Origin of the sequence: Nocardia sp. SSK8, from assembly GCF_037034205.1 — a bacterium.
In the GTDB taxonomy this organism is placed as follows: domain Bacteria; phylum Actinomycetota; class Actinomycetes; order Mycobacteriales; family Mycobacteriaceae; genus Nocardia.
Genome location: NZ_JBAGKD010000007.1, coordinates 313,497 through 326,034, shown reverse-complemented (window position 1 = coordinate 326,034; position 12,538 = coordinate 313,497). Strand labels below are relative to the sequence as shown.

The 12,538-nt window shown below is 70.9% G+C and carries 16 protein-coding genes; 15 read left to right on the top strand and 1 reads right to left on the bottom strand.

What is annotated here, in order from left to right; genetic code table 11:
- The first annotated feature begins 21 nt into the window (after window positions 1–21).
- The 15 genes from WA675_RS16480 (at window position 22) to WA675_RS16410 (ending at window position 10,530) form a co-directional block, all read left to right on the top strand.
- Window positions 22–765 (top strand): toxin-antitoxin system YwqK family antitoxin, encoded by a 744-nt coding sequence (locus tag WA675_RS16480; RefSeq protein ID WP_336085376.1) that lies wholly within the window; start codon window positions 22–24, stop codon window positions 763–765.
- 15 nt (window positions 766–780) lie between these two features.
- On the top strand, window positions 781–1,968 hold the full coding sequence (locus tag WA675_RS16475; RefSeq protein ID WP_336085374.1) for a hypothetical protein: 1,188 nt from the start codon (window positions 781–783) through the stop codon (window positions 1,966–1,968).
- Between the two features lie 65 nt (window positions 1,969–2,033).
- Entirely contained in the window at window positions 2,034–2,510 is a 477-nt protein-coding gene (locus tag WA675_RS16470; RefSeq protein WP_336085372.1) for a YbaB/EbfC family nucleoid-associated protein, read from the top strand.
- A 115-nt stretch (window positions 2,511–2,625) separates the two neighbouring features.
- Window positions 2,626–4,365 carry a hypothetical protein gene (locus WA675_RS16465; RefSeq protein WP_336085370.1) on the top strand — a complete coding sequence of 580 codons (1,740 nt, stop codon included), beginning with the start codon at window positions 2,626–2,628 and terminating at the stop codon, window positions 4,363–4,365.
- Complete coding sequence (locus WA675_RS16460; protein ID WP_336085368.1) at window positions 4,362–5,144, top strand: ESX secretion-associated protein EspG; 783 nt, start codon at window positions 4,362–4,364, stop codon at window positions 5,142–5,144. The genes WA675_RS16465 and WA675_RS16460 overlap by 4 nt, the downstream gene beginning before the upstream one ends.
- Window positions 5,131–5,481 carry a hypothetical protein gene (locus WA675_RS16455; protein WP_336085365.1) on the top strand — a complete coding sequence of 117 codons (351 nt, stop codon included), beginning with the start codon at window positions 5,131–5,133 and terminating at the stop codon, window positions 5,479–5,481. The genes WA675_RS16460 and WA675_RS16455 overlap by 14 nt, the downstream gene beginning before the upstream one ends.
- Window positions 5,482–5,502: 21 nt before the next feature.
- Window positions 5,503–5,799 carry a YbaB/EbfC family nucleoid-associated protein gene (locus WA675_RS16450; RefSeq protein WP_336085363.1) on the top strand — a complete coding sequence of 99 codons (297 nt, stop codon included), beginning with the start codon at window positions 5,503–5,505 and terminating at the stop codon, window positions 5,797–5,799.
- A 101-nt stretch (window positions 5,800–5,900) separates the two neighbouring features.
- Window positions 5,901–6,212: a type VII secretion target gene (locus tag WA675_RS16445; RefSeq protein ID WP_336085361.1), complete on the top strand. Its 312-nt coding sequence runs from the start codon at window positions 5,901–5,903 to the stop codon at window positions 6,210–6,212.
- Window positions 6,213–6,214: 2 nt separating this feature from the next.
- Window positions 6,215–7,561, top strand: a complete 1,347-nt coding sequence (locus WA675_RS16440; protein ID WP_336085359.1) for a hypothetical protein — start codon at window positions 6,215–6,217, stop codon at window positions 7,559–7,561.
- 28 nt (window positions 7,562–7,589) lie between these two features.
- Window positions 7,590–7,895, top strand: a complete 306-nt coding sequence (locus WA675_RS16435; protein WP_336085357.1) for a PE family protein — start codon at window positions 7,590–7,592, stop codon at window positions 7,893–7,895.
- Window positions 7,892–8,872: a PPE domain-containing protein gene (locus WA675_RS16430; RefSeq protein WP_336085354.1), complete on the top strand. Its 981-nt coding sequence runs from the start codon at window positions 7,892–7,894 to the stop codon at window positions 8,870–8,872. Before WA675_RS16435 ends, WA675_RS16430 begins: the two co-directional genes overlap by 4 nt.
- Window positions 8,869–9,045 (top strand): hypothetical protein, encoded by a 177-nt coding sequence (locus WA675_RS16425; protein WP_336085352.1) that lies wholly within the window; start codon window positions 8,869–8,871, stop codon window positions 9,043–9,045. Before WA675_RS16430 ends, WA675_RS16425 begins: the two co-directional genes overlap by 4 nt.
- A complete protein-coding gene (locus tag WA675_RS16420) occupies window positions 9,042–9,833 on the top strand; it encodes an ESX secretion-associated protein EspG (RefSeq protein ID WP_336085349.1) in 792 nt (263 codons plus the stop codon). The genes WA675_RS16425 and WA675_RS16420 overlap by 4 nt, the downstream gene beginning before the upstream one ends.
- A gap of 43 nt (window positions 9,834–9,876) precedes the next feature.
- A complete protein-coding gene (locus WA675_RS16415; RefSeq protein WP_336085347.1) occupies window positions 9,877–10,206 on the top strand; it encodes a WXG100 family type VII secretion target in 330 nt (109 codons plus the stop codon).
- A gap of 30 nt (window positions 10,207–10,236) precedes the next feature.
- Window positions 10,237–10,530 carry a WXG100 family type VII secretion target gene (locus WA675_RS16410; protein ID WP_336085346.1) on the top strand — a complete coding sequence of 98 codons (294 nt, stop codon included), beginning with the start codon at window positions 10,237–10,239 and terminating at the stop codon, window positions 10,528–10,530.
- Window positions 10,531–10,744: 214 nt separating this feature from the next.
- On the opposite strand, the gene eccE is transcribed toward WA675_RS16410, so the two are convergent.
- On the bottom strand, window positions 10,745–12,484 hold the full coding sequence (eccE, locus tag WA675_RS16405; RefSeq protein WP_336085345.1) for a type VII secretion protein EccE: 1,740 nt from the start codon (window positions 12,482–12,484) through the stop codon (window positions 10,745–10,747).
- Window positions 12,485–12,538 lie beyond the last annotated feature (54 nt).

The window sequence follows — 12,538 nt, the reverse complement described above, 5'->3', positions numbered from 1 at the left end:
CCGATCGGAGAGGTTTTCCAGGTGAGTGACGATCCGATCGAAGCGAGCGATCCGGATGCGGTGTTCGATCCGGCGACGGGCACCCTGTCGTATCGGGGCGAGCCGTACAGCGGCGCGGTGACCCAGTCCTACGCCGACGGCTCCTGGCGCGAGTACTGGAGCTACGACGACGGCGACCGCGACGGCGACTGGACCGGCTGGTACCCGGACGGCACCATGCGCTACAACGGCGAGTTCTACCGCAACCGCCCGGTCGGCACCTGGCAGGAGTGGTACCAGGACGGCACGCGCGGCCGCGAGGACGTCTACGACATCGACGGCGTCCTGCTCACCCACTCGGTGTGGAACCGGGCGGGCGAGCTGGTCGAATTCGAGGACGAGCGCACCCGCAAGGGCGTCGCCGCGACGGCGATCCCGGCGGACGACCTGCGCTGGGACGAGCAGGAGAACCGCAGGTACTACGGCGACGAACCGTTCACCGGCCAGGAATACCATCGCCCCGCACCGAGCAGCCCGATCACCGAGGTGGCGAGCTACACCGACGGCTACCCCGACGGGCCGACCAGGGGCTGGTACCTCGACGGAACCCCGCGCTACACCGGCGAATACGCCGACCGCCGCCAGGTGGGTACCTGGCTCGAGTGGTTCCCGACCGGCGCCCGCAAAGCGGAAACCGTCTTCGCCCCGGACGGCGCGTTGCGCACCCGCAGACAATGGGACGAGACCGGCGCCCTGATCGCGCAGCACGGCGAGAGCCGGGACTAGGCAAGGAGTGTGGCAGTGGCCGAGGAACCGGATGTCGGGTTCACCCTCACCACGGTGGTGGCCGAGGACGGGGTGACCGAGCAGGCCGCCGCGCTGAGTCACCGGATCGCGAAGACGGTCGCGGCGCTGGGCCCGCCGGGGTGGACCAAAGTCGAGGCGTCGTTCGCGATGTCGGCGGCGGCCGAGGTGTCGATGGTGGTCTTCCACGACGAACAGGACCGGTTCGCGCGGGTGTTCCCGAGCCCGGAGCTGCTCGGATTGCTGCGCGAGCACCGGCATCTGTCCGCGTCGCTGGGTGACGGCCCCTGGTGGCGCTACCTGCTGACGCTCACCAACGCGGGCCGCATGGACGTCGACTACGACTACGGCGACGAGCCCTTCCCCGACGACCAGCTGTTCCCGCCGACGGTGTACCGCACCGATATCGAGGTCTACCCGCGCGAGCGGCTGCCGGTCTGGCTGGCCGCCTACATCGGCCACGGCGACCGTCAGATCCGCGGTCCGGTGGCCGCCGCCGAGCAGGCGCGCGCCGACACCGCCGCGGGCAGGCACGCGGTCGGTTCGGCACCGGGTGTGGAGTTCCCCGCTCTCGAGCCGATGGCCCGCCGGTGGGCGCTGATCGCCGCGGCCTTCGTCGCGGTCGGCTCGAAGTGGGGCCCGCGGGTGACCCCGGCGTTCCATGTCTTCGAGGGGTCCTCGTTCAGCGGCTCGACCCTGTGCCTGCTGCCCGGCGATCGCGCGGTGCTGTCCGGCGGGGTCTGGGACGCACCGGAACTCGACGCCGTCTACAACCGGGACGCGCAGGCGCCGCGGCTGTATCTCGGCGCGCCGGACTGGGTGGCCGCGCCGGTGATCAATCGCCGGGCCGACAACGGCCTGCTCACCTTCTGCTACTGGTGGGAGGGCGGTCGCTGGTATCGCGGCGCCTCGCCCGGCTCGGACGCGCTCGCCCCGGCGGTACCCGGCATGTGGGACACCGCGACCGTGGTGCGCGTGCTGACCGGGTTGCTCGGTGACCAAGCGCCCGAGGAACGGCGTCATGCCGTCCTCGGCCTGGTCGAGGCCGCCGAGCGGGCCGCTGTCGCCCGCGACACCTTCACCCGGGTCTTCCCCGCCGACAGCTATCACGTCGACGCGGCCTGGTTCGAGCTGACACTGGCCGGACTCACCGGCGCGCCCACCGCGGGGCTCGCGAAAGGGTAAGCACCGCCGTGCTGTTGCGGGGCACCCCGGGGTGTGGTGTGCTCGCTGACCGAAGGGAGAACGGAATGGCCAACGAGCACGCCAAGGCGCAGATGGCGGACATCCTCGAGACCGTCCAGGAGCAGATGCGCGCGATCGCGCAGGTGCAGCAGGACCGCGCGCGGATCGTCGCCAGTGCCACCGTGCGCAAGCGGGTCACGGTGACCGTCAACGCCGATTACAAGGTGATCGAGACGAAGTTCACCCCCGATATCGACGACCTGACCTACACCGAGATCGCCAAGGCCGTCACCGAAGCCGCCCAGCAGGCCGCGACCGAGGTGGCCCGCCGCACCCAGGAACTGATGGCGCCGCTGCAACGCGAACGCGCCCGCCTGCCCAAGATCACCGAATTGGTCGACGACATGGACGAATTCGCGATCCCGCAGCCGGTCGAGGCCTCCCTCGCGCCGCCCAATTCGCCGGAGCGCGAACCGGATCCGACCCGCCCCGAGGACGGCGCCGCGGCGCGTCCGCGCACCGCGACCGACTCGGGCTGGTGACCTCGCTCCGGCGATGGTCGATGCGTGGTCACCGGTGAGAACGCTGCTGTACATGCGGGATTCATCCGGAGACCCTTAGAATTGATAACGGGTACGGACAGGGAGGGCCTACTGCATGACGGGACCATCTGCGCAGCAACAGTGGGCGGGTCTGCGTTCGGCGGCCGCCGACGGCACGCTGATGCTCGAGCCCTCGGCATTGCCGGATCTGGTCGACGCCGCCACCAACGCGCGCTACTGGGTCAATACGGTCAAACGCTCGGTCGACACGGTCGCCGAGCTGGTGGACTTCTCCTCGCTGGAGTCGGGTAAGCAGCTGTCCAAGCAGTTCGAGGCCAAGGCTGAAGAGCTGAAAACCATTCTCGGCAAGCATGAGACGGTGCTCGACGACGTCAGCAGTACGTTCCTCGACGCGGCCCGGCACTACGAGGGCGCCGAATCCGACAGCTCGGTCGACATGAACGCGCTGCGGACCGAGATCGAGAAGAGCAAGACCGAGGGCATGACGCTGCCCGCGCCGCAGCCCACCGCGGGCTTGCTGCCCGAGCCGGGCACCGCGGTCACGCTGCCCGCGAATCTGGCCGACGGCAAGACCTTCGACCCGGCGGGTATGAAGGCCGAGAGCCCCACCGGCTACAACTACGACCAGCTGCAGACGATCCGGAACTCGCTGTCGACCGTGCCGGGCAATCTCGCGCACAACGCGCTGTTCTGGGGCACGCTCGCGTCTTCGCTGAAGACCGGCTTCGACGACCTGAACACCAAGGTGGAGGCCAGCAAGAAGAGCTGGACCAGCCCGGGCGGCGCGACCAAGGCCATGTCGGCGATGTCGGCCTATCACTCCGGCAACGAGACGCTGGTCGACCAGGTCGAACAGGTGAAGTCGGCGCTGGAGTACTCGGTGCTGTGGACCGACGCCACCGCCAAGCAGCTGGCCACGGCGCTGATGCTGCCGCGCTGCTACTCCGATCCCAACGGCACCCAGGCGCAGACCGACAAGGAGAACTGCGCCAAGAACGCCCGCGAGGTGATGTGGAACGTCTACGTGCCGGGGGTCAACAGCACCACCAGTCATATCGCCACGTTGCCCGAGCCGACCGCGCCCACCACCGGTGACGGCAGTGGCAACGGCAACGGGAATGGGAACGGCAGCGGAAGCGGCTCCGGTTCAGGTTCCGGGGCGGGGTCCGGCTCGGGGTCAGGCAGTGGCTCGAGTGCGGCCCTGGCGGCGTTCGACCGGGCCCTGTCCCAGCTCCAGCAGCAGGAATCCGGTGCGGGCAAGGACAACGGCGGCCAGGACGGCCGCACCGGCGGGAACGGCGACAGTTCCACCGATTCGTCGGGCTCGTCCTCGGCCGGTCAGCTGACCTCCGCCGCGCAATCCGCGCTGGACCAGGCGAGTTCGGCCGCCCAATCCGCCCTGGAACAGGCCAGTTCGGCCGCCGACCAGAGTTCGCTGGCGGGCATCCCCGGCTCGGCGCTCAGCTCGCTGCAGGATCAGGCCAAGAAGGCGCTCAGCGCGGCGAGCAAGGGCGGCGGCGGTGGTGGCGGCTCGGGCGCCGGTGGTGCCGGTGCCGGGCCGGGCGGTCTCTCGCCGAGCCTGGACAGCGCGTCGAAGCTGTTCCCGCGCGCCTCGGTGAGCACCGGCGCCGAGTCGGCCATCCGGGCCGGACTCGCCGCCACGGCGGGCTCGCCGATGGGCGGTATGCCGATGGCGCCGATGGGTGGCGCGGGCGCGGGCGGTCAGGGCCAGCAGAAGGAACACAAGCGGGCCGACTACCTCGACTCGACCACGCACCTCGACGACGCGCTCGGTGACGCTCCGATCGTCGCCCGCCCGGTGGTGGAACAGTGACGTCCACCTGGGAATTCACCGCCGACGAGTTCGAGGCGCTGTGGATCGGGCTCGAAGCGGAGTACCTGCCCGAGCCGTTCATCCACACCAGCGAGGCCGCCGACGCCGAGGAAGCCGACTTCGCCCGCAGGCAGCGGTGGGTCGACCTCAAGCAGCGGTGGGGGCACGAGCTCGACGAGCTGATCGACGTGCTCACCAAGCCCGACCTGCGGGTGATCGTGCGCGGCTACGGCGGCGGCGAACGGCTGACCGACCCGGCCCGCTCGGTGCGCCTGCTCGGCGTGCGCAAGGGCGAGGTCGGGTATCTGGTGAAGCAGCGGCCCGGCGAGACCCTGTATCACGCCGACGGTTTCGAGATCACCCGCCACGGCGCGCTCACCCTCGGCGATGTGATCGCCGACGAACTGCCCCCCGCGCCCGCGGGCCGCGGCCAGGAGATCCGGCTCGACGAACCCACCGACGACGAGCTGGACCACAGCTACGGCCGCTCGCTGGTGCAGCACTACGACGACGACGCCGCGGTCCAGACGCTGACCTTCCAGCGGGCGGCCCTGGATCGCGACGGCTTCATCGATATCGAGCAGGGCTGGTCGCGGTTCGGTCCGCGCGGGGTGGTGCGGTTGCGGCTGGGCTGGCGCGATCTCACCGACGACGGCCGCTATGTGCTGGTGCCCGGCACCCCACGGGTGGCCGTCGGCGCGGATCGGCGGCGGGTGGTCTCGCTGATCAACGGCCAGATCGCCGAAGTTGTCAGAGCCATCAGAGATGATCGGGCGTAACGCGATGGATCAGTTCCCGACCGAGTTCACCGCGGCCTCGCTCACCGGCGCGATATCGGTACGCACCACCGAGCAGGGGCTGCCGCTGGGCGTCACGGTGGACCCCGATCAATTGCGGCGCGACCCCGCCGAACTGGCCGCCGAGATCCTGCGGCTGTGCCAGAAATCGGCCAAGCGGGCGGGGCTGGCGCGACGGAATCAGCTGGCCGAGGCCGGGTTCGACCCGGCGCTGCTGGCGGCGACCGGTCTGCCGACGGCGGCCGAGGTGGCGGCGGCGGAGATCGTCGAGGAGCAGGAGTACGACACCGAACCGCAGAGCTGGCTGCGCTCGGTCTGACGAGGGAGAGAGGGGCGGGCGATGGTCGAGACCATGGACGAACTGATCGCCAAGGTGCAGGGGCAGCTCTACCGGTTACAGGACCTGAGCGAGTCGACCCAGGGCATCCGGGCGCGGGAGACCTCGCCCGACGGCGCGGTGACGGCCACCGTCGACGGCGCTGGCGCGCTGGTCGGACTGGAGTTCACCGCGGCGATCGGCAAGCTCGCACCCGCCGATTTCGAACGGGTGCTGGTCGAGACGGCACGGGCGGCGGCGCATCGCGCGCTGGGCGAACGCGCCGAGCTCGTCGAGGCGTTCAACCAAAGCGGTACCTGAGATTTCCCCTGATCTTCACCGCGTATACGCATGGTGCGGGTTTCCAGCGGGTAGATAGAGTAACGAAACACCATGGGCTGTTTCGAGATTGGACGAGAGCCATGAATCACGTTGCGGTAGTTCCCGAAGCGGTGCGCGCGTACGCGGGCGCGTCGGCCACCATGGCGGCGGGGGTCGCCCAGGCCGGTGCGGTGGACCAGGCGGCCACGATGGCGGCCGCGGTGCCGGTCTTCGGCCTGATCGGCCAGGAGTTCCTGCTCTCGTTCGCCTACGCCCAGGCCAATCACCTGACCTCGGTGGCCGAGCTGGCCGCGGTGCACGCGGGCACCGCGCTCACCGCCGCCCAGGCCGCGAGCACCTACGAGGGTGCCGACGGGGCCGCCAAGCTGGGCATCGCCTCGGTCGATCGGTAACCATGACGACTACCGGGGGAAGCGCGGCGGTACCCGTCGATCCGACGGTGCTCGAGCTGCTGCGCGGAAGTTCGCTGGCGCCGATGCTGGACCAGCCGGTGAGCGAGGTGCTCGGCTCGATGGGGCTGCCCCAGCTGCCCGCGCTGCCGGAATTCATCCAGCTGCCCGAGCTGCCGCCGCTGCCGACGATCGATCTGACCGCGCTCATGCAACCGCTCACCGAGCTGGCCTCGGCCTTCGGCACCGGCGCGCTGGGTGGCGGAACCGCCTCGGACACGGGCACATCGGCCAATCCGGTCGACGCGCTCTCGGCCATCACCTCGGGCTTGCAGACGGCCATGTCGCTCGGGTCGACCGCTTTGCAGACGGTGATGCAGCTGTGGCAGAGCGCCGCGGCGACCGAGGCCACCACCAAGGCGACCGCGGCCCAGGCCGACGGCGCCAAGCTGGCCACGCAGAGCACCCAGGAGAAGGCGGTGCTCACCCACGCGGCGGGCAATGTGGCGGTCGGCGGCGCCAAGATGGCCGCGGTGATCGCCCGCTACTCGGCGACCCTGGCCCTGGCCCCGCTCTACGCGGCGACGCCGGGCGGGCAGGCGGTGCTGATCGCGGCGACCATGGAGGCCATGGCCGAAGGGCTGGCCATCACCGCCGAGACCAAGGCCGAGATGGTCGCGCGCAGTGGCGAGATGGCGCAGGCGGGGGAGAAGGTCCAGGTCACCAACGCGCCCACCGGGGTGGACGCGAGCAGTGAGTCGCTGAGCCAGCTGATGAGCCTGATCTCGCCGTTGATCAGCACCGCGAGCACGGCCGTGTCCTCCATCGGCACGCTGGCCCAGCAGGTGAGTTCGCTGTCGACGAGCACCACGACCACCGATACCTCCACCACCACCGATACCGCGCTGACCGGCGAGGAATCCGCCGACGCTCTGACCGGCGCGGGCGGCGGTGGTGGTGGCGGCATGGTCGGCGGTGTCGGCGCGATCGGCGCGGCGGGGGCGGCCTCGACGCCGCTGAGCCCGTGGCAGGGCGGCCGCACCGGCGGGCTGACCAGCACCGGCGCGTTCGGCGGAGCCGGGGGCACCACCAGCTCCGGCGGGGCCATGACCACGGCCTCGGCCAGCGGTTCACCGGGCTATATGCCGATGGGCGGCGCGGCGGGTGCGGCGGGCGCGCCGATGGCGCGCGCGGTCGACGGGGGCGGCAACGAGGCCGTGCATTCGCAGCTGGTGACTGGCAACCACGGCGACGAGGTCGTCGGGCCGATCGCCGGGGTGGCGACACCCGTGGTGGGCGCCGCCGAGACGGTGAGCACCGAAGCGCCACCGGACAAAGAACTCTCACTGTGACGCGGGATCAGCACGACAGGAGTGGCACATGACCGACACCTTCGAATTCGACGCGACCGCCGCGGGCAAGGCCGCGGCCGCGCTCGACGGCATCGCCGACCGGCTCACCGCCGAGCTGAGCGCGGTCGCCCCCGCGCTGCAGGTGGCGCCCGCGGGCACCGACGAGGTGTCCGCGCGCGCCGCGACCACCGCCAACGGTGTGGCGCAGGACTACCTGACCGGCGCCGAGGCGGGCGCGCACGAGATGAGCAAGCTGGCCGCGACCCTGCGCGCGCAGGTCAGCGAATTCGATCAGATGGAGACCGACAACACCAGCGGCTTCACCGGACGATGATCGAACCTCCGCAGCCCGGCTTCACCGGAGTGGTGTGGGAGGCGCGCGAGCCGGAGAAGCTCGCCACCGACCTCACCTCCGGTGCCGGTCCGATGCCGATGGCCGACGCGGCCGCCGCCTGGACGCGGCTCGCCGCGGCCTTCGGCGCGGCCGTGCTCGACTACGAGCAGGTGCTGCACACCCTGCGCGGCTCCTGGACCTCCGGGCGCAGCGAGCAGGTGTGGGAACGGATCTCGACCCTGCGCGAATGGCTGATCGAGACCGCCGCCGCCGCGACGGCCAATGCCGCGCGCCTGCAAGCCCAGGTCCTCGCCTACGAGGTGGCGGCCCTGGCCATGCCCGCCACCGCCGATATCGCCGCCATCACCGCGATGCAGCAGGCACTCGAACAGGTCGGCGCCGCGCTCGGCGCGCCGATCAAGGCCATCGCCGCCCAGACCGACACCGAGGCCGACCTGGCCAAAGCCGTCGCCTCCCGGGTGATGCGCAGCTACGAGGCCGCCACCGAACCCCTGGCCACCCCCTGGCTGCACGCCCCGCCGCCGTCCATCGCGCCGGAAACCGCCCTGACAGGCGAACAATCGGCCCAGGCCACCGCCCCCGGTGCCCCTGGCACCGGTGCCCTGCCGGGCCTCGGCACCGCCGGACTCGGCATGCTTCCCGCCATCCCCGCCCCCGTCCAAACGGCCTACCGCGCACCTACTTTCGTACAGTCCACCGCCGCCGTGACCACTACGACACCGCAGGCCGCGCCGGTGAGCACACCGACCGGCCACGCCCCGATCGTCCCCGGTGCCATGGGCGCAGGCGCGGGCCAGAGCAGCGGCAGTGTCTTCCCCCGCGCGGGCATCGCCTACGAGGAATCCGACCAGCTCGTCGCCGAGGGCGAAATCCAAGCCGCCCCCGCCGTACTCGGCGTCGCCGAACGCCCCACCCCACAGACCGGCACCACCACGACGGGGGAGGGCACGCCGTGACCGCCCGCGCCAACTACTCGCTGCCGATCGTCGGGCCCCGCGCCGTGCGGATCGACGGCACTTCCGCGACCTGGGGACAGGCCGTGGCCAGTTGCGGCCCGCTGGCGACTGTCGCTGAGCGCTTCGCCGTGTGGGCCGGTGCTGCTACCGCCAGCGCGGAGGGCGCGCGATGACCACCCTCACCAATGACTCGTTGCTGGCCGTCGCCGACCGGCTGGGTGTGCAGACGCTGCCGCTGGTGCTGGCCGTTGGTCCCCAGCAGGACACCATCGAGGCGTGGCGCGCTGCTCGGGATGCCGCCGTCGACGAGCTCACCGCCACCGGGGTTTTCGATGCTTACGGGGATGTCGAGCCCGGGCTGGCCGACGCACTGCACATTCTGGCCCAGCCCGATGCCGAGCTTGTCGCCCGCGGCTATGGTGACGGCGAGCGGCGGCGGATCTGCCTGGCCCGGCGCGGCGCAGGGCACGCGCATGCCGTGCGTACCGGCGCCTCGTTCGACATCACTACCAGCACCATTGATGGATCCGATCGCGAACTGGCCCGCCTGCTGCTGGCCGCGCTGCCCGCCTGCGCGCCCGCCGAGGTGGCGGGGGTGAGCGTGGCGGCCGATGAGCTGGCCGCGCGGCTGGACGCCGCCGAGACCACCTCCCACTACGTGGACGCGATGTACGCGCTCGGGATCGACGCGCATCAGGCGACCGTGCTCGGCGCGGCCTTCGGCAGCTGCCGGGGGTACACCGAGATCGTCGCCACCGTCCACCACGACGGGCTGACCACCCGGGCTCCTGGCGCGGTCGCGGTGTACGACACCGCGCGCGGCCGGATCGTCGTCGCGCCGATGACGGCGCCCGACGGGCAGGTGTGGTCCACCATCACGCCGGGCACCGACCATCGCCTCACCCAGGCGGTCGGTGCGCTCCTCGAGGGGCTTCCCGGTGGGGGGTGGCGGCCCGATTAGCCATCTCTGAAGTTTCAACCATCAAGTTAGAAAGGCTCGGCACATGCCCCCTCAGGGACCAGTAGGTGTAGAAGCAGGCGGCGTAGACGGCGTCGTCTCCAAGCTCGAAGGCACCATCAACAACCTGCGCACGTCGGTCGGCCAGATCGACGACGCGGCCCAGGCCGTGCTGCGCGGCTGGAAGGGTGACGCCTCCGACGAATTCGTCAAGGTCGCCCAGGCCTGGCACGACGAGGCCGACGCGCTGAACAAGAAGTTCGACCGCCTCACCGAGGCCGTCAACACCGGTAAGTCCACCCTGGTGAACATGGACGGCGCAGGCCTGTCCGGTGGCGGCGCCTCCGGTGGCGGCGGCACCTACACCAACCTCTGACGCGAATCAGCACGAACAGGAACTGAGCTCATGACCATTCTTTACGATCCCGCGGCGATGAACGAGCTGTTCAGCGACCTGCAGACCTACGGCGGGAAGATGAAGGGCGAGATCGACGAACTCGAGGGCGCCGCTTCGGATTTCCGCAACAACCTGCAGGGTGACAACGCGATCACGAACTTCGACACCGCGCACAAGAACGTCACCACCGAGCTGACCGACACGCTCGACAAGCTCGACAAGCTGGCGGCGCAGGTGGAGTCCGCGCTGAACCGTGCTCTCGAGGCCGACGGCAAGGTCGGCGACGGGTTCGCTGACTTCTAGGGAGCTGTGTTTTTGGAGCGCTGGCGCGCTCGAGCGCGGCCCCCTTGGGGCCCGATGAAAAACGGGGCGTGACTCGTGCCTTCGGCACTTTGTCACGCCCCGTTTTTCCTCGGGCCGGGCCGCTACGCCCGCTGCGCGGGCGGGGCCTCCTCGAGGTCGGCCTGTGGGTGGTGGCGAATTGCTGGATGGTGCGGCATTTGGGGTGTTGGTTGAATCAGCGGGCCGCCAGGGATTCTCCGATGTAATGCATTTCGTCGGGGGTCGTCACCATTGATACCGTCGCGCTTCCCGTTGCCGTGCGGACCGTGATCCGGTTGGGCGCGTAGGGGTCCTGGACGAGGGTGACATCGGGGGCGATCGCCTCGGGATCGCGTTCGGTCGAGAGCACTTCGACGATGGTGGCGCCACCCATGTGACTGGTCGGCGCGATGCCGTCGAAGACCAGGACCGTCGTCGTCGGATAGGGGGCGGCGGGGGCCGGTGGGGGGCCGGGTGGTGTCTGCGGGGTGGCACCGGCGGCGCGGGGGGCGATCGACAGCAGCTGGGGGGTGGCCAGATTGGCGACCATCGAGTGCCAGGCCTGGGGGCGGGTCGTGTGCACCACCGCGTGGGCGCCGAGGGCGGTCGCCCGCAGCACCACCTGCTGGGCCAGGTCGAGATTGCCGATCACGTCGACATGGCGGGTCCCGGCGCCGATGAGCGGCACCGCGATGCCCTGGCCGCGCTCGTCGGCGCCGATCAGCTGACCGCAGCCGGTGGTGGGGACGGCGATATCGGTCAGCGCGGTGAGGGTGCCGCGATAGCCGTCGCGGCCACCGAGATCCTCGGCGGCGCCGATCGGCAAGGCGTCCAACAGAATCCGCCGCTGGCTGCCGGGGAGTTCGCGCAGCCCGGCGATCGGGACCTCGTCGTAGGGGGCGGGGGAGTCGAACCGGACCACCGCGTTGAGCACGACCGTGCCCGCCTTGTCGTCGGCCCGGCCGACCCGGCGCGCACCGGGGTGCAGGCGCAGGGTGACGGTGGTCGACAGCGTCGGCAGCGACCAGATCTCGGCCAGCCCGCCGGTGCTGATCATCGGCGCGGTCAGCTGATAGTGGGTCAGGTGCCTGCCGAACTCGGATTCGAGGCCGTGGGTGGACTCGGTCAGGCGCAGCGGATCGAAACCGTGCGAGAGCTCGCGCACCGCGCTGTTCATCTCGGTGGCGGTGAGCACGGCGGCGTCGATGCCGTGGGTGGCCAGGCGATTGGCGACGCGGCGGGTGGCGATGATCATGGTGCGCAGGGCGCCGGTCGCGCCGCCGCCGCGCTTGTCCACGGCGGCCGCGTTGGCCACCGGGTCCAGCCGCAGCACCAGCCAGCAGGTGCGGTGCGCGATGGCGGGCAGCGGGCCGAGGATGCGGTCGTAGAGGTGGGCGGCCGCGCCGGTGCCCGCGGTGCGCGCGCCGGTGGCGATCACATCGATGCTCACCAGCTCCACGTCGAACTGGTCCAGGCACCGGGCGACCTCGGTGAGCGGCAGCAGCTGATCGGCGCTCAGGGCGCCACGGCGCAGCAGGGTGAGGGTGTCCGGTGGGGGATCGATACGCAGCATGGTCAGCAGTAGATCGCCGTCCCAGCGCACGCCGCAGCCGCCGCCCTCGGGCAGCGGGACATCGAAGGCGGGCGCGCGGTCCAGGGTGTCGGCGCGGGCGCGCAGCCGCCGCGCCAGCCAGCCCTCGACCCGCACGGCGGGCGGACGGCGCCGGATCGGGACCAGCCCGATCAACAGCACGGCCGCGGCCGCGCCGATCGCCCCGTAGCCATTGCCGGTGGTGGCCAGCACGACCCACGCCAGCCCGGCCGCGAGAATCGCGACCGGCACGCAGGCCCGCAGCGGATACATGCGGAACAACCAGAATTCCGGATCGCGCAGTGTGTCATAGGCATTGTCGCCGCCGGTTCGCCCGGCGTTCATACTGTTGTTCAAAATCGTTGTCCCTGCTCGGCATCCGTCGATTCATGGTGAAGG